Origin of the sequence: Nocardia sp. NPDC057668 (assembly GCF_042799795.1) — a bacterium.
Classification (GTDB): domain Bacteria; phylum Actinomycetota; class Actinomycetes; order Mycobacteriales; family Mycobacteriaceae; genus Nocardia.
On the sequence record NZ_JBHVIC010000002.1, the window covers coordinates 597,212 to 620,211 of the forward strand.

The window sequence follows — 23,000 nt, forward strand, 5'->3', positions numbered from 1 at the left end:
CACGGGGTATGCGCGGCGCCGGGTTCCCACCCGTGTTCGAATCACTCGGAAGAACGATGCAGACTCATCACGCCGCCCGCGCGCGGCAGCCGCTCGCGACCATCATCCGTTCGGCGACGGTCTCGGCCGCGCTCGTGCTGGCCGGCGCCTACGGCCCGGCCGGAGTTCCGGTCGCCGCCGCCGATACGACCGCCGATCCGCTCACCATCCAGCCCGATTCCGCCGAACCCGTCGCCGCGCAAGTCGGCCCGGCAGACGCCTTCTACGAACCACCCGCCGGCTACGAATCGACCACGCCCGGAACCATTCTCGCCAGTCGACCGGTCCGGGTCGACGTGGGGCCATCCGTTCCGCTCGCGGTCGGCGCGTGGCAGTTGCTCTACCGCACAACCGATTCCGACGGCCAGCCCTACGCCGCGGTGACCACCGTGCTGGTCCCGGCGGGCGGTTCCGGGCCGCGCCCGCTGCTGTCGGTGCAGGTGGCCTACGACGCCGTTCAGCGCGTGTGCATGCCGTCCTACCAGCTGACCGCCGGCGACGCGTCCTCGCCGCCGCCGGGCGAGGCCCTGCAGGTCGCGGTCGCGCTGGATCGCGGCTGGGCGGTGTCGATTCCGGATCCGGGCGGCATCGACAACCGCTTCCTCACCCCGCGTGTCATGGGATACACGGTGCTGGACGGGATTCGGGCCGCCCAGGGCTTCGAACCACTCGGCCTGGACGGCTCGGCGACCCGCACCGCCCTGACCGGGTACTCGGGCGGCGGCGTCGGAACCAGCTGGGCCGCCGAGATGCACCCGTCCTACGCACCGGAACTGAACGTCGTGGGGGCGGTGCTCGGCGCCCCGGTACCGGATCTCGCCGCGGCGATGCACTCGGTCAGCGGCCGCGTCTCCGGCGGCCTGATCGCCATGGGCGTCGCCGCGCTGATGCACGACTCCCCCGAGTTCTCCGCCGCACTCGATCCCTACCTGAAGCCGCACGCCCGCGCGGTCCTCGCCGCCGCGGGCCGCGACTGCGTCTCCGCCACCGTCGCGAAGAACCTGTTCGTCACCAATTCCGACCTGCTGACGGTCCCCCTGGATCAGGTGCTCGCCGACCCGGTCATCCGCACGGTCATCGCCGAACGCGCCCGCGGAACCGCGACGCCCACCACGCCCCTGTACGTCGTGAACGCCGTCCACGACGAGGTGAGCCCGATCCGCGCGGTCGACGACCTGGTCGCCCGCTACTGCGCCGGCGGCGCGTCGGTGACCTACGTCCGCGACGACCTCCCCGACCTGATCAGCAATCACAGCATCGAAGGCCTGACCTCCGTGGGCCACACCTTCACCTGGCTGGACCGGGCCCTGACCTCCGCCGCCCCCACCCCACCCGCCTGCACCACGACAACCGTCCCCTCCACCCTGACCGACGGCTCCTGGTCGACCCAGCTCTCCCCCCTCGCCCAAGCCCTGGCCCGCACCCTCCTGGGACAGGCTCTGGGACAGTAACTTCCGGCCACACCCGGGCCGAACCCCCGGGAACGACCGAGTCCCACCCGGCAATCCGGGTGGGGCTCGGTGTCGCTACCGCGCGGGCGCGAACCCGCGAAAAGCTAGACGTTGAAGCGGAACTCGACCACGTCGCCGTCCACCATCACGTATTCCTTGCCTTCGATCCGGACCTTGCCCGCCGCCTTCGCGGCGGCCATCGAGCCGGCCTCGACCAGGTCGGCGTAGGCGACGATCTCGGCCTTGATGAAGCCGCGTTCGAAGTCGGTGTGGATCACGCCGGCCGCCTTGGGGGCCGTATCGCCCTGGTGGATCGTCCAGGCGCGGGACTCCTTGGGGCCCGCGGTCAGGTAGGTCTGCAGGCCGAGGGTGTGGAAACCCGCGCGGGCCAGGGCGTGCAGGCCGGGCTCGGTCTGGCCGATCGACTCCAGGAGTTCCAGGGCGGACTCGTCGTCGAGCTCGATCAGCTCGGACTCGATCTTGGCGTCCAGGAACACCGCGTCGGCGGGCGCAACGGCCGCCTTCAGCTCGGCCTTGCGGGCCTCGTCGGTCAGCACCGTCTCGTCGGCGTTGAAGACGTAGAGGAACGGCTTGATCGTCAGCAGCGACAGTTCCTTGAGCAGCTCGACATCGAGCTCCTTCTGGGCCGCGAACAGGGTGCGGCCGCTGTTCAGAATGTCCTGCGCCTGCTTGGCGGCATCGGCGACCGGCTTGCGGTCCTTCTTGATGCGCGCTTCCTTGTCCAGGCGGACGACCGCCTTCTCCAAGGTCTGCATGTCGGCCAGGATCAGCTCGGTCTCGATGACCTCGATATCGGCCAGCGGATCGACCTTGCCGTCCACGTGCACCACGTCGTCGTCGGCGAACACGCGCACGACCTGGCAGATGGCGTCGGCCTCACGGATGTTGGCGAGGAACTTGTTCCCCAGGCCCTCGCCCTCGGACGCGCCCTTCACGATGCCGGCGATGTCGACGAACGTCACCACGGCGGGCAGCTGCCGCTCGGAACCGAAGATCTCCGCGAGCACCCCCAGCCGCGGATCCGGCAGCGGCACGACACCGGTGTTCGGCTCGATGGTCGCGAACGGGTAGTTCGCGGCCAGCACGTCGTTGCGGGTCAGCGCGTTGAAGAGCGTCGACTTTCCGACGTTGGGCAGGCCGACGATTCCGAGGGTGAGACTCACGAGAAAGAGAGCTTACCTGCGCACTCCCCACCCGGACACGCCGGGCGGCGCGGACGGCGGGCACGGGCCCGGCCCGGCCCGGACACCGCGGAACCGGCCTCGCACCCGCACACACCGGCCGGTGTCGGCACCGCAGAGAGTTCATAGATTGCCGCGCATTCGCGAACCGAGTATGGGAGGGTCGGATTGCCGCATTCAGCCACAAAACCAACCTGATAGAGACATCGATACCGGAGATAGCCGACAGATCGCGGTGAGCGAGGGGGACAACCTTGGCCACAACGACCCACACCCCCGACAAGACCATGCCGCTGCTGACCCTGTCGGCCATGGTGGTCGGTTCCATGGTCGGCGCGGGCGTGTTCTCCCTGCCCCGCAATTTCGGCCAGGCCACCGGCGGCTTCGGTGCACTCATCGCCTGGGCCATCGCGGGCACCGGCATGTTCACCCTCGCCCTGGTCTTCCAGAGCCTCGCCGTCCGCAAACCCGACCTCGACGCCGGCGTCTACGCGTACGCGAAGGCCGGCTTCGGCGAATACCTCGGCTTCATCTCGGCGTTCGGCTACTGGGCCAGCGCCTGCGTGGGCAACGTGTCCTACTGGGTGCTGATCAAATCGACCCTCGGACAGGTGCTGCCGATCTTCGGCGAGGGCAACACCGTCCCCGCGGTCCTGCTCTCGACCGTGTTCATCTGGGCCTTCCACTTCACGGTGCTGCGCGGCGTCCAGGAGGCCGCGACCATCAACAAGATCGTCACGATCGCGAAGATCGTGCCGATCCTGGTCTTCGTCATCGTGCTGCTGTTCTATTTCGACCCCGGGGTGTTCGCCGACAACTTCTGGGGCGGTGACGGTTACACCGAATCGCTCTTCAGCCAGGTGCGCGCCACGATGCTGATCACGGTGTTCGTCTTCCTCGGCATCGAGGGCGCGAGCGTGTACTCCCGCTACGCGCGCAGCCGCGCCGACATCGGCCGCGCCACGATCCTCGGATTCCTCAGTGTGCTGGCGGTTTTCGCCTCCGTCACCATGGTTTCGTTCGGCATCGTGCCGCGCGAGGAACTGGCCGGCATGCAGCAGCCCTCCATGTCGCCGGTCTTCGAATCCGCGGTCGGCCCGTGGGGCGCGTGGTTCATCAGCATCGGGCTCATCGTTTCGGTGCTGGGCGCGTACCTCGCCTGGACGCTGATGGCCGCGGAAGTGCTGTTCGTCGCCGCCGAGGACGACGACATGCCCGCGTTCCTGGCCCGGGTCAACGCCAACAGGGTGCCGGTGGTCGCGGTGACCTTCACGACCGTGCTGATCCAGCTGGTCCTGCTGACCACCCTGTTCTCCGACGACGCCTTCACCTTCACGCTCAAACTCAGCAGCGCGCTGTCGCTGGTGCCGTATCTGCTCGCGGCGGCCTACGCGCTGAAACTGGCGAGCACCCGCGAGACCTACGACGAGATCAGGCCGCAGGACCGCAACCGCGAACTGCTCATCGCCGGCGCCGCGACGTTCTACACCGCCTTCATGATCCTGGTCGCCGGACTCGAATTCGTGCTGCTGTCCTTCATCATCTACGCCCCCGGAACCATCCTGTTCATCCTCTCGCGCCGGGAACGCGGCAAGAAGCTGTTCAGCCCGGTCGAAGCGGTGCTGTTCGCCATCACCGTGCTCGGCGCGATCGCCGCGATCATCGCCCTGGCCACCGGACTGATATCCATCTGAGGAGACCGAATCATGACCAGCCCCAACGCATTCGGCGTGCATTCCGAGGTAGGCACACTGCGCAAGGTGCTGGTGTGCGCGCCCGGCCTTGCCCACGACCGGCTGACCCCGACCAATTGCGACGACCTGCTCTTCGACGACGTGCTGTGGGTGCAGAACGCCAAGCGCGATCACCTCGACTTCATCACCAAGATGCGCGACCGCGGCATCGAGGTCGTGGAACTGCACGAGGTGCTCGCCGCGACGCTGGAGCTCCCCGAAGCCCGGGCCTGGGTGCTCGACCGGACCATCACCGTGAACCAGGTCGGACTGGGCCTGGTCGACGAAGTGCGCGCGTACCTCGCCGATTCGACCGCGCGCGAACTCGCGGTCCACCTGATCGGCGGCCTGGCGGTCGCGGATCTGCCCGGCGAGTACGCCGCCGGCTACCGCGCCCTGGCCCGCGAACAGGCCGGGGTGCGCGAGTACCTGCTCCCGCCGTTGCCGAACACCCTCTACACCCGCGACACCAGCTGCTGGATCTACGGCGGCGTCACGCTCAATCCACTGTATTGGCCCGCGCGACATGACGAAACACTGCTGATGAAGGCGATCTACAGTTTCCACCCCGACTTCACCGGCGCGCGGGTCTGGTGGGGCGATCCCGAAAAAGACTGGGGCAACGCCACTCTCGAAGGCGGCGATGTCATGCCGATCGGCAACGGCGCGGTATTGATCGGGATGAGCGAACGGTCTTCGAGGCAGGCCGTCACCCAGCTGGCGAAGACCCTGTTCGACAACGGCGCGGCGACCCGGGTCATCGCCGCCGGCATGCCCAAACTCCGCTCGGCCATGCACCTGGACACCGTCTTCACCTTCGCCGATCGCGACCTGGTGACCGCGTATCCCGATGTGGTGGACGGAATACACACCTTCTCACTGCGTCCCGGCGACAACGCGACGGGAATCGAAGTCACCGAGGAGAAGTCGCCCTTCCTGGACGTCGTGGCGGACGCGCTGAACCTCGCGACACTGCGCGTCGTGGAAACCGGCGGCGGCTACTACGCCAATCAGCGCCAGCAGTGGGACAGCGGCAACAACCTGGTCGCGGCCGAACCGGGCGTGGTGTTCGCGTACGACCGGAATACCCACACCAACACCGAACTTCGGCGACAGGGCATCGAGGTCATCACCATCGTCGGCGCGGAACTCGGGCGTGGGCGCGGCGGCGGGCACTGCATGACCTGCCCGATCGCGCGCGATCCGCTCGACTAGTCCAGACGCGTGGTCTTCCACCACGCGACGATGTCCGGCTTCTCGCTGGACGAGCGCGGGCGCGAATACATGAGGAACGGCGCGCGATCGTCGGTGTCGAGGAAGACGGTGATGATCGACTCGCCCCAGTAGGACTTCACACGGTAATTCACGTACGAGACACCGTGATTCCGTTCGGAGAACTTGGTGGCGGGGTCGAGCAGCGCGGTCACCGCGCGGACGTCGTCGGCCGAGCGGTAGGCGTAGAAACGGAACGTCGGGTCCTTGTAGCTGCCGCCGCCGTCGCACTCCCACTGGGCGGTCCAGCGGCCCACGTCGAGGCCGTCGTCGCTGTCCGAGGGCCGGTCCTTGGGCTCGTAGCTCTTGCAGGTGGCAGCGTTGAAACCCTCCTTGCGGCCCTTGTCGACCGGCACCATGCGCGGGAACGCCTCCCACAGCGCGTCCAGGTCACCGGCCGAGGTCTGATTGCCCGCGTCGCCCCGGTCGATGAAGAACAGGCCCGCGACCACCGCCAGGACCACAGCCAGCACCGCGGCCCCGATGCCGGCGAACAGCCCGCGGCGCGAACGGCTCGGCGCGGGCGCGCTCGGCGGCGCGATCACCCGCGTCTGCTCCGCGCGCACCGGTGCGCCGGTGAACGGCACGGTCGCGGTCGCGTCGATCCCGTCCGCCAGCGCCCGCCGCGCCGCCGCGGCGAACTCCGCGCAGGACCCGAACCGATCCTGCGGCCGTTTGGCCATGGCTCGCGCCAGCACCCGGTGCAGCGCCACCGGCAGATCCGGCCGGATCGCGGACAGTGACGGCGGCTGCTCGTACAGGTGCCCCTGCATCACCACGGCCGGATGATCGGACTCGTACGGCCCGACCCCGGTCAGCAATCGAAACAGCGTGCACGCCAGCGAGTATTGATCGGCGCGAGCGTCGAGCTGCTCACCCGAAAGCTGCTCCGGGGACGCGTAGGCCAAAGTGGCGGTGAAGGTTCCGGTGCGCGTCAAATGCCCGGCGTCATCACGCAGGCGCGCGATTCCGAAGTCGGTCAGCAGTACTCGTTCGGGCCGCCCGGTCACGGACTGCTCCAGCAGAATGTTCGCGGGCTTGATGTCGCGATGCAGCACGCCGCGACTGTGCGCGTGATCCAGCGCTTCGGCCACTTCCGAGACGATGCGCACCGCGCGGTCGGCGGTCATCTCGTGATCGGGGACCGTCGAGGCGTCCGGGCCGTCCACGTACTGCATGGAGATCCACAGCTGTTCGCCCTCGGCGCCGCGATCGTAGATCGCCACGATATTGGGATGATCCAGCCGCGCCACGAGTTCGGCTTCCCGATCGAAACGGGCTCGGCTCTCCGGATCGGAGAACAGGTGCCGATTCAGGACTTTCAGCGCCGTCAAGCGCGGCAGGCGTGGATGCCGGGCCAGAAACACCGAACCCATTCCGCCGCGACCCAGCTCGCCTTCGACCACATATTCGGCGAAAACCTCACCGCTGCGCAGCATCTTCGAACTCCCGCATTCCCCGACAGCAAATCCCGCGGCGCGCGACAGGCCCTCGGCCTCGAGATCATGGCGGCGCGGCCCGCACCGGACAACATAACCGGAATCGGCGGCGGGTGTTCATCCGCGTCCGCCCGGAATCGGCTCACGGCTCAGTCGAGCACCGCCGCGACCGCGGCCGCCATGGCCGCGTGACCAGCGTCGTTCGGGTGCAGGTGATCGCCGATGTCGTAGACCGCGGCGAGCCGATCGGTGGCGGCGGGATCGGCCAGCACGGTCGCGATGTCGGCGACCGCGTCGTACTCGCCGGACCCGCGGATCCAGTCGTTGACCGCCCGGCGCACGCCCTCGCGGTCGGCGAACCTGGCCCGGTCCCCGCTGTCGAAGGTGGACCGCCCGACCGGGGCGATGGTCGCGCCGATCACCCGCAGACCCCCCGCCCGCGCCTGGGCGATGAGCCCCCGCAGGCCCTCGATCACCTGCTCGGCGGACAGACCGCCGGTGAGCGGTCCCAGCGCCAGGTTCGCGCCGCCGACCCAGATGTCGTTGATGCCCTGCAGGATGACCACGGTGCCCACCCCCGGGCGGTCCAGCACATCACGCTGGAACCGGGTCAACCCGCCTTCGCCGAGCCACTGCGAATCCGCGATCACGCAGTTGCCGTTGATGCCGAGATTGAGCACCGCGCGCCTGCGGTCCTGGGCCAGCAGCAGTTCGGCCAGTTGATCGGGGTAGGCGTTGTGCTGATCGCGGGTGGAGCCGACGCCCTCGGTGAAGGAATCACCGAACAGGGCCACCGCGGGCCGGTGCGGATGCGAGTCGGCCACCTCGACCGCGTCCAGGTAGTAGAAGGAGGTGGAGGTGACCGCGAACGCCTCGCCGGTGCTGTCGGCGCGATGGTCGTCCCACGCGAGATACGAGGTGTTCGGGGTCAGCGCGTGGTAGGTGGCCGGTCCGGTGGCGTCGGCGAAATACAGTGTGACCGTTAGTTCTTCGAGCATCGCGACCGGCAGGGCGACCGGATCGGTGACCGCCTCGGCCCCGGTGTCGATGCGGAAGGTGAACTCGTGCCCGATGGTCAAGGGCTGCAGGCTGTCCGGGTACAGGGCCGCACCGCCCGCACTGCGGGCGATCGTCGCCCCGGTCACCACCAGCGGCTGGGTTCCGAATCGGTTCGATAGTCGCAGCCGCAGGGTCGATCCTTCCGCACTGACCCGAATCACCTGGCGCACAGACTGATTCCCGAATCCGGAGGTGGACCAGTTGAAGCTGTCGCCGGGCCGCTGGGTGGCGGTGACCCAGGCCGCCTGCCAGGTGAACGCGGGCGCGGGCGCGGCAGCCCCGGCTCCCGCGAGCAGGAGCAGTGCTCCGAGGATGACGGCGGCGATGCGCACGGCGGAGATTCCCTTCGTCGGCTGCGTGCCGCCCGGGCGGGTCCAGCAAGACCACTCTGGCCCGCCCACCAAGTTACCGTCGGGTAAGAGAGTTCTGCCAGTGCTCAGGCGCGCGGGTCGCGGCCGAGGTACTCGAGCAGCTCGTCGACGACCGGGGTAGAGCTCGCCGCGCCCGGCTCGACGATGTCCGCGAACACGCCGTACTGGCGCAGCGGCTCGATCAGCCCGCGGGCCGCGGTGAGCAGGTGACCGGCGACCTCGTCGGTGAGCGGGGACGGCTGACCGGTGGCGACGGCGATATCCCAGGCGTGCACCATCGCGTCCATCGCGCACAGCACGCCGGCGACGGGGGTCGGCAGGTCGCCGAAGGGCAGCGGGGTCGGGACGGCCTCGGTGTCGTCGGAGACGGTGGACCACGCGGTGGCGGTCTCCTCGACGGCGACCGAGATCAGCTTGGCCGCGCCGCCCTCGATGGCGCCGGACGGGGCGAAGGGGTCGTAGGCCGGGCCCGCGCCGATGCCGAGCGCGGAGGCGTAGGCCAGCTGATCACCGGCGGCGTGCTGAACCACCTGCGTCACAGTCCATTCCGAGCAGGGGGTGGCCAGCTGCCACTGATCGTCGGCGACCCCGGCGACCGCGTCGGTCAGTGCGCGGTAGGAGGTGGCGAGCACGTCGCGCCAGACGGGGGCGAGGGCGGCGGCGGGGGTGTTGTTCGCGGTGTTCTCGGTGGCGTTCATTGTCTTGCCTCTCAGTTCGTTTCGATCCGTTGAGATAAAGGTATGAGGCAATTAGGCTTGTTTTCTTCCTAATAGATCCGCCGATCGAAAGCCGACAGTGTGACCTCCACCACAACGCGGTTGCTGCGCCTGCTCTCGCTGCTGCAGAACGGCACGCATACCGGCCGTGACCTGGCCGAACGCCTCGCCGTCACCGACCGCACCCTGCGCCAGGACATCGCCAGGCTGCGCGAACTCGGCTATCCGGTGCACGCCGAACGCGGTCCGGTCGGGGGCTATCGCCTGGGTCAGGGCACGACGATGCCGCCGCTGCTGCTCGACGACGAGGAAGCGGTGGCCATCGCGGTCGCGATGGGCCTGACCGCCAAGGGCAGCACCGGCGTCGCCGACATGGACGTCACCCTCACCCGCGCCCTGGCCAAGATGGAACGCATCCTGCCGAAACGCCTGCAGCGCAAGGTGACCGCGCTGCGCACCGCCACCGACGTCGGGCCCGCCGTCATCGGCTCGCGCGAACCCGAGGCCCCCGTCCCGGCCGAGACCCTGGCCACCATCGCCACCGCGATCCGCGCCGCCGTCACCCTGCGGGTGGACGGGGTCGAATACGAGCCCTACCGCCTGATCAGCGCCACCCGCCGCTGGTTCCTGGTGGCCTACAGCCTGCACACCCACACCTGGCGGGCCCTGCCCGTGGCGTCGGTCGAACAGCTCGACCGGAGCGACCGCCCCTTCGCGCCGCGCCCGCTCCCCCAGCAGGACCTGGTCGGCTTCGTGCTGCGCGAGGTCTCGCTCTCGGGCTGGAAGGTGCACGCCGAGGTCACCGTGCTGCAATCCGCCGCGACCGTGATCGCGCGCATCAACCCGGCGGTGGGCATCGTCGAGCCGCTGACCGAGAACACCTGCCGCCTGCTGACCGGGGCGGACGCGCTGGAAACCATCGCCATCTACCTGAGCATGCTGATGATGGACTTCCGGGTGGACGGGCCGCCGGAATTGGTGGCGCACCTGCGTACTCTGGCCCGCCGCTACAGCGAGTCGACCCCGGCGCAGCGGTAGCGGCGAGCCGCCGTCACGGTCGAGCGGAGGCCTCGTCGACCGCGCACTCGTCGAAGTCACCCCGGTCGGCCGATTCTCCGTGTCCGGACAGCGCCGCGGTGCGGCGCGAGGCCAGCAGGAAATCCCTTGCCCCGTCGACGTCCGCACGCGTCAGGCCGATCGTCGGGTCGATCGGGATGAGGCGGGTCGGGGCGGTGCGGGCGGAACGATCCCGAGCCCAGCCCGCGTCACGGGGCTGGAACTGATCGTCGAACCAGACCAGCGGACGCCCGCCCGCCCAGGAATCTATGCCGCGGATCTTGGCGTGGTGTCCGTCCGAGTGCTGGAAGGCGGTGCCCGCGAAACGAATCACGTCGAGTTCGGGCAGACCCAGCGGGGCCGCGAGCAGCCGGTTGGCCTCGTCCTCCCACAGGGTCGCCCACACCAGGTCCGCGCCGGTCGCGGCGGCGAGGTCGAGCAGCAATGCGCCGTGCCCGGGATCCAGCCACACCGTGCGGTTCTCGGCGGGACGATCGGGAAATATCTTGGGGCGCAACAGGTGCGACCGGTAGGTCGCGGCGCGGGGGCGGTCGCAATCGGCGAACGGATTCAGCGGGCCGTCCACGTCCAGCAGAATCGCGGGTCTGATCGGCTCGGGGTGGTTCGGTCCCGGTTGGTTCGGCCGGGTGTGACTCGGTGCGGGTTCGATCGGATCGGACATTGGCGCTCCCCACCGGCCCGGACGCCGTGCCGGGCCCTGACGACGAATCGGCCTGCCAATCATGGGGCAGCGTCCCGTCGCGCACCAGTGAAATTCGCCCGGCCTCAGCGACCGCCGAGGCCGGACATGGCGATGCCGCGCACGAAGGCCCGCTGGGTCACGGCGTAGAGCAGGAGCAGCGGCAGCAGGATCACCATCGCGGCGGCCATCAGCAGCGGCCAGTCGGTGGAGTACTGGCCCTGGAGCCGGACCAGGCCGAGGGTGGCGGTGGCGTAGTCGTTGCGCTGGATCATGATCAGCGGCCAGAGGAAGTCGTTCCAGACGGTGATCCAGGTCAGCACGGCCAGAACCATGACGGCGGGACGGGCGTGCGGAAGCAGGACGCGCCAGTAGATCTGCCAGGGCGTGCAGCCGTCCAGGGTGGCGGCCTCCTCCAATTCCACGGGGAGCGTCAGGAAGAACTGGCGCATGAGATAGGTCCCGAAGGCGCTGCCGAACAGGCCGGGAACGATCATGGCCCAGGGGGTGTCCATCCAGCCGAACGCGCGCATGAGCAGGAACTGCGGGATGACGGTGACGGTCAGCGGCACCATGAGCGTCCCGAGGTAGGCCAGGAACACCGCGTCGCGGCCCGGGAAGCGCAGGCGGGCGAAGGCGTATCCGGCCAGGGAACAGAAGAACACCTGGCCGGCGGTGACGCAGGCGGCGTAGAGGGTGGTGTTCAGCAGCATGCGGCCGAGCGGGATGGCATCGAAAACGGCCGTGTAGTTGGACCATCGGGGATGCGCGGGCAGGGCGGCGGGGTCGGCCAGTTCGCCGTCGGACTTCAGCGAGGTCGTCAGCGCCCACAGGATGGGGGCCAGCGCCGACCAGGCCACCGCGATCAGGGCGAGGTAGATCAGCAGCGCCCGCTTCACAGTTCGGCCTCGGCGCGGCGCGAGAAGCGGAGCTGAATCAGGGTCAGGGCCAGCAGGATTGCGAAGATCACCCAGGCCAGGGCCGAGGCGTAGCCGACCTCGTAGAAGCGGAAAGCGTTCTGGAACAGCATGATTCCCAGGACATAGGTCCCCGTTTCCGGACCGCCGTTGCTGCCGGTCAGGGCGTACGCCTGATCGAACGCCTGCACCGAATTGATGACGGTGATGACGAAGACGAACGACAGCGCGCCGCGGATCAGCGGCACGGTGATCGACCCGAACCGGCGCAGCGCTCCCGCACCGTCGATTCGCGCTGCCTCGTACAGGTTTTCGGGCACCCCCTGCATGGCGGCCAGCAGGATCACCGTCGCGAACGGCACGCTCTTCCACACCGTGACCAGGCTCAGGGTCACCAGCGCCCACTCGGGCTCGGTCAGCCACGGCGCCGGCCCGAGGCCCACCCACCCCAGCACGAGGTTGGCCAGCCCGTCGTTGGTGGCGAAGATGAACCGGAACACCACCGCCATGGCGACCGTGGAGGCCACCAGCGGCAGGAACGCGATCGTCCGAAACACCCCGATACCGGCCAGCTTCCGATTCAGCAGCGCTGCGATGACCAGACTGACCGCCACGGTCGGCACCAGGGTCAGCACGGTGAAGACCGCCGAATTGCGCAGCGCGATATAGAACAGCGGATCCGCGGAGAACAGCCTCCGATAGTTGTCCACACCCACGAACCGCGGCGCGCTGAACAGATCCCAGGAGTGGAAACTCAGGTAGAGCGAAAACCCCAGCGGGAAAACCAGGAACACGGCCACCGCCGCGAGGTTGGGCGCGATGAACAACGCTCCGGCCCGTGCCCGCCGCCGGGCCAGCCCCGGGCTCGCACCACCCCGGTCCGCGGCAGCGTGCGACTCACTCATGTCGCCGCCCGCAGGAGTTCGTCGATGTCCGCGGCCGTGCGGCCCGCCAGTGAATCGGCGGTGGCCGCGCCGCGCAGGACCCGGTTACAGCCGCGTTCGAGCAACGACTCGACCTTGCCCCACAGGGGTGTGACGGCCAGTTGGCGGGAGGCGGCGGGTCCGCCGGTGAACACCTCGAGGTTGCGGATCCCGGGATGCGCCGCGGCGAAACCCGGTGCGCCCATGGCGGATCGCAGGACCGGGACGAACAGGCCGGACTCCGCTATCAGCGCCTGACCCTCGGGGCCGGTCGCGAACTTCACGAACTCCCAGGCCTTTTCGCGGCGGGGACTGGCCGTCGCGATCGCCAGGCCGGTGCTGCCGACGTCGGTGATCGCGCCGGGGCCGCCGTGCGGGCCGACGGGCAGCACCGTCACGTCGAAGTCCAGGTCGTCACGGCCGGTGAACTCCGAGAACAGCCAGTGCCCGCCCAGCAGCATGGCCGCGCGGCCGCTGCGGAACAGGTCCTGGGCCGAGACCGATTGCCGGTCACCGACTCCGGGCGCGACCCGGTGCCGGACCGCGAGATCGGCGTAGAACTGCAGGCCCGCCGCGAACCGCGGATCGCCGAGGTTGGTGCGCTCGGGGCGCACCGGCGGGCTGAACCACTCCGCACCGTTGTTCATGCCGAAGCAGGCCGCCGAGAAGTACGGCACCCAGGCGTCGGCGAAACCCCAGCGCTCGGTGCGGCCGTCACCGTCGCGGCGGGTCAGCGCGGTGGCCGCGGCCAGGAACTCCGCGAACGTCCACGCGTCGGCCCACCGTCCCGGCGGCTCGATTCCCGCCTCGGCGAACAGCTTCCGGTTGTAGTAGAGGAACACCCCCGACCACTGCTCCGGCAGCGCGTACTGCCCGCCGCGCCACGCGAACGTCTCCCGCAGCGGCGCGTAGCCGTCGGCCCGCAGCGCGGCGGCGTACCCGGGATCCCGATCCAGGAACTCCCGCAGGTCGACCAGCACCCCCCGCTCGGCCAGTCCCGCGTAGAGCAGTTCCCACGACATCAGCACGTCCGGGCATTTGCCGCCCGCGCAGTAGGTCAGCATCTGCTGCAGCGGATCCGGCCCGGACATGATCGTGCGGATCCGGATGTCCGGCCGCCGCCGCTCGAACTCCTCGATGATCCGCAGCCGCGCCCGCGCCTCCTCGGGCCGCGCCTGAAAGAAGAAGGTGACCGCGTCGTCGTCGTCCCCGGCACAGCCCCCCAGCGCCGCCAGCGGGGCAGTCGCGGCGGCCGCACGGAGTATCGCGCGCCGCGAGAACGCCTGCGGGAAGCGCGCATCGGGAGCGGGCGCACGGGGCGGGGCGGCCGGGGGCGCGGTCATCGGCCGTACCGTCGTGCGCCGGTTCGGCTTCCGGAGCCCGCCCGGGCCGCGGTCCACCCGGCGCCGACCCGCGTATGTTCGGCTCGCAAGCGCGGGCGTGGCTTTCGCGCATCGCTCCCCGAACGCTCACCCCGCACCCCCGGTCCACGGCCGCCGCGCGCGGACAGCGCTGTCCGGTCGCCACTCGTCGTCCGGTTTCGACCGTTCGTCGCACTTGCCCGGCCACTCGGCGCAATTCGATCGCCCGCCGTCCGCGAGCGCCGACAGTACGGGCATGAGTGATTCGACGGCCCGGGCGGCGACACGCGCCGACGGGACGGCGGGACGGGCATCGGATCTCCTCATGGTCGCTGGCCAACCCACCGGACCCTGTGGCCCAGGTCGCAGATCAGCATGGCAGCATACGGTGAGCAACCGGCGACACGCGGCGAACACGCGGAAGCGCGGGACAGCCCGCCGGACCGCGACACCCCCGCCCCCGGCACGATGCCGCCGCCGGCCCACCCGTATCCCGCGGCGCGACACCGGGTGAGCGGCGCGGGAAAGCCGACTTCCCGGCATGTCGGTTCCGCTACGTTGGCACCATTTCACCTAGATCCTTTGGATTCCGCTGTACCGCAGGGAGAGTTGGCCCATGGCGACCATCGAATATCTCCGGACGGACCCCGACCTACCCCCGGTCGGCGTCGTGGACCGGACACCCATGACGCGTGCGAAGAAGGGCGCATTCCTCGTCATCGCCCTGCTCGGGGCCCTCGCGTGGACCATTCTGGCCGTGGTCCGCGGCGAGAACGTGAACGCGGTCTGGATCGTCATCGCGGCGGTCTGCACCTATGTGCTGGCCTACCAGTTCTATTCGCGCCTCATCGCCTGGAAGATCACCAAGCCGCGCGATGACATGGCCACACCCGCCGAGGAGATGGAGAACGGCCGCGACTACATGCCGATGGACCGGCGTGTGCTCTTCGGCCACCACTTCGCCGCCATCGCCGGCGCGGGCCCACTGGTCGGCCCCGTGCTCGCCGCGCAGATGGGCTATCTGCCGGGCACCATCTGGATCATCGTCGGCGTCGTGTTCGCCGGTGCGGTGCAGGACTATCTGGTGCTGTGGGCATCCACCAAACGCCGCGGCCGCAGCCTCGGGCAGATGGCCCGCGAGGAACTGGGCCGGGTCGGCGGCGTGGCCGCCATCGTGGCCGTGCTCGTCATCATGATGATCCTGCTCGCGGTGCTCGGCATCGTGGTCACCAACGCGCTGGCCGCCACCACCAACAAGGAGACCGGCGTCCTCGAGGGCGGCAGCCCGTGGGGCGTGTTCTCCATCGCCATGACGATCCCCATCGCGCTGCTCATGGGCTTCTACCTGCGGTACGTGCGCCCGGGCAAGGTCGGCGAAGTGTCGATCATCGGCTTCGCGCTGCTCATGCTGGCCATCGTGTCCGGCAACTGGGTCGCCGAATCCGGCTGGGGCCGTGACCTGTTCACCCTCACCGGCACCACCATCGCGTGGCTGCTCATCGCCTACGGCTTCGTCGCCTCGGTGCTGCCGGTGTGGATGCTGCTCGCCCCGCGCGACTACCTGTCGACCTTCATGAAGATCGGCACCATCGGCCTGCTCGCGGTCGGCGTACTGGTCACCATGCCGACGCTGCAGGCCCCGGCCATCTCGCAGTTCGCGGGCAACAGCAACGGCCCGGCGTTCGCGGGCAGCCTGTTCCCGTTCCTGTTCATCACCATCGCGTGCGGCGCGCTCTCGGGCTTCCACGCGCTGGTCTCCTCCGGCACCACCCCGAAGCTGCTGGAGAAGCAGTCGCAGGCCCGCATGATCGGCTACGGCGGCATGCTCATGGAATCGTTCGTGGCGGTCATGGCCATCATCACCGCGAGCATCATCGATCAGCACCTGTACTTCGCGATGAACGCCAGCGGCGCGCTGACCGGCAACTCCGCGGAGAAAGCGGCGACCTACGTCAACGGCCTCGGGCTGGACGGGCCGCCCATCACCGCCGCGGAACTGGATCAGGCCGCGGCCGACATCGGCGAGAAGAAGATCGTCTCACTCACCGGCGGCGCGCCGACCCTGGCGGTCGGCATGTCCGAAGTGCTGCACCAGTTCCTGGGCGGCACGGGGTGGAAGGCGTTCTGGTACCACTTCGCGATCATGTTCGAGGCGCTGTTCATCCTCACCACCATCGACGCGGGCACCCGCGTCGCGCGCTTCATGGTCTCGGACGCGCTGGGCAACCTGGGCGGCGCGGCGAAGAAGTTCAAGGATCCGTCGTGGTGGCCGGGCGTGTTCATCTGCTCCGCGATCGTGGTCGCGGCCTGGGGTTCGGTGCTGCTGATGGGCGTGACCGATCCGCTCGGCGGCATCTACACGCTGTATCCGCTGTTCGGCATCTCCAACCAGTTGCTCGCGGCCGTCGCGCTGACCGTGGTGCTGGTGATCGTGGTGAAGAAGGGCCTGCTGAAATGGGCCTGGATTCCGGGCGTTCCGCTGGTCTGGGACCTCGTCGTCACCATGACCGCCTCGTTCCAGAAGATCTTCTCCGACGATCCCAAGATCGGCTACTGGCGGGCGCACGGTGACGCGGTCACCAAGCGCGAGAACTACCAGGCGGCCCTGGACACCGGGCAGCTCCCGGCCGGGGTCAAGGATCCGGCCGCGCTGCAGAAGGCGCTGGACGACCTGGACAAGATCGTCCGCAACACCTTCATCCAGGGCACGCTCTCGATCGTGTTCGCGGTGCTGGTGCTGATCGTCGCGGTCGTGGGCGTGCTGGTGTGCGTCAACGCCGTGCGCAAGGGCGGGGCGGAGACCACCGAATCGCCGGAGGTGCCGTCCAAGATCTTCGGGCCCAGCTCCTTCGTGGCGACCAAGGCGGAGAAACAAGTCCAGCAGGAGTGGGACGCCCTGATCGCCGAGGGCAAGGTGCGGCCGCCGGGTTCGGCGCACGCGCACTGACATGGCGATGAACGACAACTCGCGCGCCTCGTCGCCCGCAGCGCTGCTGCGGTCGGCGGGGCGCGCGGTCGTGCGGGTCGTGCGGGCGGTGATCTGGTGGTTCGACTCCGTGCTCGGGGGCAACGACTACCAGCGGTACGTGCAGCACCTGCGCCTGCACCACCCCGGCGGGGACATTCCGAGCGAGCGCGAGTACTGGCGGGAACGGCACGACGCGGCCACCCGCAATCCCCAGCAACGCTGCTGCTGAGCGCGGGTGTCCGATTTCCGCCGACGGTAGCGTCTGATTTCCGCTAGCGGAGTTCGGCGCGGGCTGCGATCGTGGATCCTGTGAGTGCGAACGATCTGGACTTCGAGCGCTGCTACCGAGCCGTGACGACTCGGGACGCGCGCTTCGACGGGCAATTCTTCACGGCGGTGCGAACCACCGGAATCTATTGCCGCCCTTCCTGCCCCGCCATTACACCCAAACCCGCGAACGTCACGTTCCTGCCCACCGCTGCCGCGGCCCAGCAGGGCGGGTACCGCGCCTGCCGGCGCTGCCTGCCCGACGCCGCACCCGGCTCCCCGCTCTGGAACACCCGCGCCGACCTGGCCGCCCGCGCCATGCGGCTGATCGCCGACGGGGTCATCGAGCGCGGCGGCGTGCCCGCCCTCGCGGACACCCTCGGCTACTCCCAGCGCCAGCTCACCCGGGTGCTGACCAGCGAGCTCGGCGCGGGTCCGCTCGCCCTGGCCCGCGCGCACCGGGCGCACACCGCCCGGCTGCTGATCCAGACCACCCGGCTCACCATGTCGGACATCGCCTTCGCGGCGGGATTCGCCAGCATCCGGCAGTTCAACGACACCGTGCGCGAGGTGTTCGCGGTCAGCCCGACCACGCTGCGCGAGGAGTCGCGCCGCCGCAACGGCGACACGCTGCCCGCCACCAACGGCGTCCTGACCCTGCGCCTGCCCTACCGCGAGCCGCTGGACCGCTCGTGGCTGGAATGGTTCCTCTCCGCGCACGCCGCACCGGGATTGGAAACCTGGGAGGACGGCGTCTTCACCCGTGCCCTGCGAACACCGCACGGGCACACCACCATCGGGCTCTCGGTGCAGCCCGGGCACGTACGCGCCTCGCTGGCGCTGCACGATATGCGCGATCTCGCGCCGACGGTGGCACGACTGCGGCATCTGCTCGACCTGGACGCCGACCCCGTCGGGATCGACGAAGCGCTGTCCGCCGGACTGGAATCCACGCATCGCGAGGGCATCGCGGGGGCCGTGCTCGCACCCGGCATCCGGGTCCCGGGCTGCCTGGACGGGCCGGAACTGCTGCTGCGCACCATGATCGGGCAGCAGATCTCGGTCGCCGCCGCCAATACCCATGTGGCCCGGCTGGTTCAGGCGCTCGGCGAACCGGTGGACGGGGCCGCGCACCACCTGTTCCCCACCACCGAGGCCATCGCCGAGCACGGCGCGGAGGTGCTGACCGGCCCGGCCCGAAGGGTCGAAGCCATCGTCGGCGCGGCGCGCGCGCTCGCCGGCGGCGACCTGGTCCTGCACTCCGGGCGCACCGCCGCCGACCTGCGCCGCGATCTGCTCGCGCTGGACGGGGTCGGCCCGTGGACCGCCGACTACGTCACCATGCGCCTGCTCGCCGACCCCGACATCCTGCTGCACACCGATCTCGTGGTGCGGCGCGGCGCGAGCCTGCTCGGCGTCGACCTCGCCGACACCGCGCGCTGGGCGCCCTGGCGCTCCTACCTGACCATGCACCTGTGGAAACACGCCCTGGCCAATCCCACATCCGTCCCCGATGGCGCAGCCGGCGCCCGGAAAGCGAGAACCGCACCGTGAACACCACCGCGACAGCCGATTTCGCCACCCTGACCACCCCCGCGGGCCCGTTCACCGCGCTCGTGGACAGCGAGGGCGCGGTCCTGGCCGCGGGCTGGACCGCCGACGCGGAGAACCTGCGCGGCCTGATCCACCCCACCCTGCGCCCGGCCGAACTGCGCGAGCGCACCGCGCTCGGCGCGGTGACCAAGGCCGTAACCGACTACCACGCGGGCGATCTCACCGCGATCGACCCGATCACCGTCCGCCAGCAGTCCGGCCCGTTCCTGGTGCACGCCTGGGAGGTCCTGCGCCAGATCCCCGCGGGCGACCCCGTCACCTACACCGAATACGCCGCCCGCTCGGGCCGCCCCGAGGCCGTCCGCGCCGCCTCGAACGCCTGCGCCCGCAATGCCGCGGCCCTGTTCGTCCCCTGCCACCGGGTCCTGCGGACCGACGGCACCCTCGGCGGCTTCCGCTGGGGCCTGGAGGTGAAACGCTGGCTCCTGGACCACGAGGCCTGAACGAATCTCAGGCTCCGATGGAGGTTTCGAGGCGGGAGCCGGTGCGGCCGCGGATCACGTGGAGGCGGCTGGGGATCCGCTGGCGCATCTCGTCGACGTGGCTGACGACGCCCACCACGCGGCCACCGGAGCGGAGCTCGTCCAGGACGCCCATCACGGCATCGAGGGTGTCGGCGTCGAGGCTGCCGAAGCCCTCGTCGATGAAGAGGGTGTCCAGGACCAGGCCGCCGGACTCGGCGGCCACCACGTCGGCCAGGCCGAGGGCCAGAGCCAGTGAGGCCATGAAGGTTTCGCCGCCGGAGAGGGTCTTGGCGGGGCGGACCGCGCCGGTGTAGTCGTCGCGGATGTCCAGGCCCAGACCGCCGCGGCGGCCGTGCCGGCCGGCGGCGTCGGAATGCACGAACTCGTAACGGCCGCCGCACATCAGGCGCAGGCGGGAGGAGGCGGCCACCGCCACCTCTTCCAGCCGGGCCGCCAGCACGTAGGAGCGCAGGGACATTCGGCGACTGTTCTCGCCGCGCCCGGCCACCACCTCGGCCAGGCGCGCGAGTTCGTCGTGCGCGCGCTGCAGCGGGGCGATGCGATCCACCGCCGCCCACAGCTGCGAGCACAGCTCCTCGAGCTGTTCCACCCGGCGGGCGGCCTCGGAGTGCGCCGCCACCGCGCGCTCCAGCAGCGTCTGCGCCTGTGCCACGGCGCTTTCCAGGCCCGCGAGGTCACCGGGCGGCTGGTCGGCGGCGGCGCGGATCTCGGGTTCGGCGAGCACGGTCTCCGCGTGCGCCCGGGCCCGATCGGCCGCGGTCAAGGCGGCCTCCAGCTCGCTCTGCCGCTCGGCGGTGCGCGAGGCCGCGTCCACCGCCTGCCCGTACCCGCGCAGCGCGGTGTAGTCGACGCCGTTCGCGCCGAGCACCGGCGGCGGCGCGTCCACCAAACCCGCTTCGCCGGCGAGCTTTTCGACGCGCACGGCCAGCGCCTCGAGCTGCTCGCGCGCCCGCGCCACCGCGGCGCGGATCTCGCGCACGGCGCTCGCGGCCTCGACCAGCGCGGCCAACCGGGCTCGGCGGCGCTCCACGGTTCCGTCCGCCCCGGCGGCGGCGCGCAGGCGCTCGGTCAGTTCGGCCAGCCGCCGATCGGTGGCGACGAGGCGTTCCATCGTCGCGCTGCCGCGACTTTCGCAGTCGCGCAGTTCGTCCTGGAGCCCGACCTCCTCGGCGCGCAGGCGCTCGAACTCCGCCGTCAACGTGGCCGCCCTGCCCGCGAGCTCACGACTCGCGACCCAGCGTGTCTCGGCGGCGGCGAGGGCGGCGGCCAGTTCCGCCTTGTCGGTGTCGCCCCCGCGCTCGACGAGCACCTCGATGGCGCGTTCGAGATCGGTGATCGCCTGCCCCACGCGATCCCGGGCGGCCTCGGCCGCGCGTTCGGCGGCCAGCGCGGTGTCCTCGGCCTCCTTCGACACCGCGTGCGCGGCCGGGCGCGCGGGCGCGGGGTGTTCGGCCGATCCGCATACGGCGCAGGCTTCGCCGTCCACCAGATCGGCCGCCAGTTCCGCGGCCATCCCCGCCAGCCGCTGTTCCCGCAGCGCGAGGGTGCGCTCCCGCGCGTCCAGGTGGGCACCGCGCCGCGCCGCGAAATCCCCTCGCGCCCTGCCCAATTCCTCTTGACGACGTTCCAGTTCCAGCGCGGCCTTGGCGGCGTTCTTCCACCGCTCCCGCTCGGCCTCCAGCACCGGCAGCCCGGCCGCGGCGTCGGTGGCTTCGCGCAGTTCCCCCTGAACCTTGACGAGCCGCTCCGGCAACGCCCCCCGCTTCCGCTCGACGGTCGCGGTCCGCTCCCCCAGCGCCCGCTGCTCCTCCCGCAGCCGCGCCAGCTCGGCGGTCAGCCGATGCGCCGACTCCGCGTCGGCCCGCACCTCGTCCAACGCCCCCATCTGCGCGCTCCACCGCCGCACCGCGGCCTCGAGCCCGGCCCCGGCCTCGCCCCGCCGGAACGGCTCGGCCGACATCGGCGCACCGGCGCCGGGCATCGCCGAACTCCCGGCCGTCACCCCCGCCGGACCCGGCACGCGAAGGACATCGGTCGAGTCCGGGCCGTAGCCCCCGGTCCTGTTCGCGCCCAACCTATCCCGGGCATCGGCCGCACGCCCCGGTGTGCCGGGGGAATCCACCGTCCCGTCGACGCTCAACCCATCCCGGGCACCGGCCGCGTCTCCCGTCGCCGCTCCGGCATCAGAGCCGTCGGCCGCAGGACCGGATGCGGTATCGGCCTCGCGCGCGCCCGCGAACTCTCCGTCGTGCAGCGCGCCCGCGGCGGGCGGCGGCTCCTCCATACCTTCGAGGTCGAGGGCGAGATCGCTGTCCGTCAGTTCACCATCGGCCAGATCCATTGCCGCCCAGCGGGTTCCCGGCAGTTCGGCGCTCGCCGGCTCGAGGAGCCGGTCGGCGAGCTGTTCCGCGGCGCGGGTCGCGTCATCTTCGCGGCGGCGCAGGGCCACGGCGGCGGCACGGGCCTCGGCGAGGGCCGCGGCCACCGGCTCGGCGCGGCGCGCGCGGTCGAGTTCGAGCTGGGCGGCCTCGCGCTGGGCGGCGCCCGCGGCGTGGGACTCGAGGCGGGTCAGGGCCTCGGTGCGGCGGCGGTGCAGCTCGTGCAGGCTCCGCTGCGCCTCGGCGGACCGCCGCGTGGACGCCGAATGTCCCTGCCGCTCCTGCAGTTCGGTGGCCGTCGCGGTCAGTTCGATGCGGGCCGCGCCGAGCAGGGACTGGGACCAGCCGACCGATTCCAGCGGGCCGGCGGTCGCGGTGGTGGGCAAGCCGGCGGCGGTGCCCACGCTCGCGATGAGGCGATCGACGGCCTGCTTGCGGGTGTCCAGATCCGCGGTGCTCTCGCGGCGCTTGTCGGTGAGCCATTTCTCGGCGGTGCCGAAACGCTCGGTGTCGAAGAGCTTTTCGAGCAGCTTCTCGCGCTCCTCGTTGTCCGCGCGCAGGAACCGCGCGAAATCGCCCTGCGGGAGCAGCACGACCTGGAAGAACTGGTCGGCGCTCATCCCGAGCAGGCGCAGCACCTCGTCCCCGATGTCGGGAATCCGCGACAGATTCTGCCCGCGCCCGTCCAGCCATTCCAGCGTGGCGGCGGGCTTCTCCTCGGTCACACCGGTTTTCGCGCGCTTGCTGGGCCGCAGGAACCCCGCCTTGCGGATCAGGCGCAGCCGGCGGCCCCCGAGCGTGGCCTCCAGCCGCACCTGCGGCGCGATCTGCTTGTCGGCGTGATCGGAGTGCAGTTGCTTGATCTCCCCGCGCGCGCCGGGCACGCTCCCGTACAGCGCGAAGGCGATCGCGTCCAGCACCGTGGTCTTGCCCGCCCCCGTCTGACCGTGCAGCAGGAACAGCCCATCGGCCCCCAGCTCGTCGAAATCCACCACGGCGGTTTCGGCGAACGGGCCGAACGCGGTCAATTCCAATCGATGCAGCCGCAC

The 23,000-nt window shown here is 70.4% G+C and carries 17 protein-coding genes; 8 read left to right on the top strand and 9 right to left on the bottom strand.

The features are described 5' to 3' along the window. The first annotated feature begins 56 nt into the window (after positions 1-56). Entirely contained in the window at positions 57-1,490 is a 1,434-nt protein-coding gene (locus ACFVBH_RS15555; protein WP_379002176.1) for a lipase family protein, read from the top strand. A gap of 104 nt (positions 1,491-1,594) precedes the next feature. Here ACFVBH_RS15555 and ychF read toward each other — a convergent pair whose 3' ends face one another. Next, positions 1,595-2,674 carry a redox-regulated ATPase YchF gene (gene ychF, locus ACFVBH_RS15560; protein ID WP_354989801.1) on the bottom strand — a complete coding sequence of 360 codons (1,080 nt, stop codon included), beginning with the start codon at positions 2,672-2,674 and terminating at the stop codon, positions 1,595-1,597. A 305-nt stretch (positions 2,675-2,979) separates the two neighbouring features. On the opposite strand from ychF, the gene ACFVBH_RS15565 reads away from it, so the two are divergent. After that, on the top strand, positions 2,980-4,386 hold the full coding sequence (locus ACFVBH_RS15565; protein ID WP_379002798.1) for a basic amino acid/polyamine antiporter: 1,407 nt from the start codon (positions 2,980-2,982) through the stop codon (positions 4,384-4,386). Between the two features lie 12 nt (positions 4,387-4,398). Beyond that, positions 4,399-5,640, top strand: a complete 1,242-nt coding sequence (locus ACFVBH_RS15570) for an arginine deiminase (protein ID WP_379002177.1) — start codon at positions 4,399-4,401, stop codon at positions 5,638-5,640. Here the strand turns inward: ACFVBH_RS15570 and ACFVBH_RS15575 are convergent. The 3 genes from ACFVBH_RS15575 to ACFVBH_RS15585 form a co-directional block, all read right to left on the bottom strand. Beyond that, positions 5,637-7,136 (bottom strand): serine/threonine-protein kinase, encoded by a 1,500-nt coding sequence (locus tag ACFVBH_RS15575; protein WP_379002178.1) that lies wholly within the window; start codon positions 7,134-7,136, stop codon positions 5,637-5,639. The genes ACFVBH_RS15570 and ACFVBH_RS15575 overlap by 4 nt on opposite strands. Before the next feature lie 149 nt (positions 7,137-7,285). Then, positions 7,286-8,527 carry a GDSL-type esterase/lipase family protein gene (locus tag ACFVBH_RS15580; protein ID WP_354989805.1) on the bottom strand — a complete coding sequence of 414 codons (1,242 nt, stop codon included), beginning with the start codon at positions 8,525-8,527 and terminating at the stop codon, positions 7,286-7,288. 104 nt (positions 8,528-8,631) lie between these two features. Continuing rightward, the gene (locus tag ACFVBH_RS15585; RefSeq protein WP_379002179.1) at positions 8,632-9,264 is read right to left on the bottom strand and encodes a TIGR03086 family metal-binding protein; all 633 of its coding nucleotides are present in this window, start codon (positions 9,262-9,264) and stop codon (positions 8,632-8,634) included. A 99-nt stretch (positions 9,265-9,363) separates the two neighbouring features. Here ACFVBH_RS15585 and ACFVBH_RS15590 point away from each other — a divergent pair, with 99 nt between their 5' ends. Beyond that, positions 9,364-10,320, top strand: coding sequence for a WYL domain-containing protein (locus tag ACFVBH_RS15590; protein WP_354989807.1), 957 nt, complete (start codon positions 9,364-9,366; stop codon positions 10,318-10,320). 13 nt (positions 10,321-10,333) lie between these two features. On the opposite strand, the gene ACFVBH_RS15595 is transcribed toward ACFVBH_RS15590, so the two are convergent. The 4 genes from ACFVBH_RS15595 to ACFVBH_RS15610 form a co-directional block, all read right to left on the bottom strand. Further along, positions 10,334-11,020 (bottom strand): HAD domain-containing protein, encoded by a 687-nt coding sequence (locus tag ACFVBH_RS15595; RefSeq protein ID WP_379002180.1) that lies wholly within the window; start codon positions 11,018-11,020, stop codon positions 10,334-10,336. A gap of 104 nt (positions 11,021-11,124) precedes the next feature. Next, complete coding sequence (locus ACFVBH_RS15600) at positions 11,125-11,937, bottom strand: carbohydrate ABC transporter permease (RefSeq protein ID WP_379002181.1); 813 nt, start codon at positions 11,935-11,937, stop codon at positions 11,125-11,127. Next, complete coding sequence (locus tag ACFVBH_RS15605) at positions 11,934-12,812, bottom strand: sugar ABC transporter permease (RefSeq protein WP_354989816.1); 879 nt, start codon at positions 12,810-12,812, stop codon at positions 11,934-11,936. The genes ACFVBH_RS15600 and ACFVBH_RS15605 overlap by 4 nt, the downstream gene beginning before the upstream one ends. A 44-nt stretch (positions 12,813-12,856) precedes the next feature. Further along, positions 12,857-14,221, bottom strand: a complete 1,365-nt coding sequence (locus ACFVBH_RS15610) for an ABC transporter substrate-binding protein (RefSeq protein ID WP_379002183.1) — start codon at positions 14,219-14,221, stop codon at positions 12,857-12,859. A gap of 634 nt (positions 14,222-14,855) precedes the next feature. On the opposite strand from ACFVBH_RS15610, the gene ACFVBH_RS15615 reads away from it, so the two are divergent. From ACFVBH_RS15615 to ACFVBH_RS15630, 4 genes are all read left to right on the top strand, one after another. Beyond that, positions 14,856-17,186 carry a carbon starvation CstA family protein gene (locus tag ACFVBH_RS15615; protein WP_379002184.1) on the top strand — a complete coding sequence of 777 codons (2,331 nt, stop codon included), beginning with the start codon at positions 14,856-14,858 and terminating at the stop codon, positions 17,184-17,186. A 79-nt stretch (positions 17,187-17,265) separates the two neighbouring features. Continuing rightward, positions 17,266-17,436 (top strand): YbdD/YjiX family protein, encoded by a 171-nt coding sequence (locus ACFVBH_RS15620; protein WP_379002801.1) that lies wholly within the window; start codon positions 17,266-17,268, stop codon positions 17,434-17,436. 71 nt (positions 17,437-17,507) lie between these two features. Further along, entirely contained in the window at positions 17,508-19,028 is a 1,521-nt protein-coding gene (locus ACFVBH_RS15625; RefSeq protein WP_379002185.1) for an Ada metal-binding domain-containing protein, read from the top strand. Next, complete coding sequence (locus tag ACFVBH_RS15630; protein WP_379002186.1) at positions 19,025-19,531, top strand: methylated-DNA--[protein]-cysteine S-methyltransferase; 507 nt, start codon at positions 19,025-19,027, stop codon at positions 19,529-19,531. Before ACFVBH_RS15625 ends, ACFVBH_RS15630 begins: the two co-directional genes overlap by 4 nt. A 7-nt stretch (positions 19,532-19,538) precedes the next feature. Here the strand turns inward: ACFVBH_RS15630 and ACFVBH_RS15635 are convergent, their stop codons facing one another. Beyond that, positions 19,539-23,000, bottom strand: coding sequence for an AAA family ATPase (locus tag ACFVBH_RS15635; RefSeq protein WP_379002187.1), 3,462 nt, complete (start codon positions 22,998-23,000; stop codon positions 19,539-19,541).

Bases quoted from the DNA above. Each gene is read 5' to 3' on its own strand.
- ACFVBH_RS15555 (WP_379002176.1), top strand. From the start codon at position 57: ATGCAGACTCATCACGCCGCCCGCGCGCGGCAGCCGCTCGCGACCATC.
- ACFVBH_RS15565 (WP_379002798.1), top strand. From the start codon at position 2,980: ATGCCGCTGCTGACCCTGTCGGCCATGGTGGTCGGTTCCATGGTCGGC.
- ACFVBH_RS15570 (WP_379002177.1), top strand. From the start codon at position 4,399: ATGACCAGCCCCAACGCATTCGGCGTGCATTCCGAGGTAGGCACACTG.
- ACFVBH_RS15575 (WP_379002178.1), bottom strand. From the start codon at position 7,136: ATGCTGCGCAGCGGTGAGGTTTTCGCCGAATATGTGGTCGAAGGCGAG.
- ACFVBH_RS15585 (WP_379002179.1), bottom strand. From the start codon at position 9,264: ATGAACGCCACCGAGAACACCGCGAACAACACCCCCGCCGCCGCCCTC.
- ACFVBH_RS15595 (WP_379002180.1), bottom strand. From the start codon at position 11,020: ATGTCCGATCCGATCGAACCCGCACCGAGTCACACCCGGCCGAACCAA.
- ACFVBH_RS15610 (WP_379002183.1), bottom strand. From the start codon at position 14,221: ATGACCGCGCCCCCGGCCGCCCCGCCCCGTGCGCCCGCTCCCGATGCG.
- ACFVBH_RS15615 (WP_379002184.1), top strand. From the start codon at position 14,856: ATGGCGACCATCGAATATCTCCGGACGGACCCCGACCTACCCCCGGTC.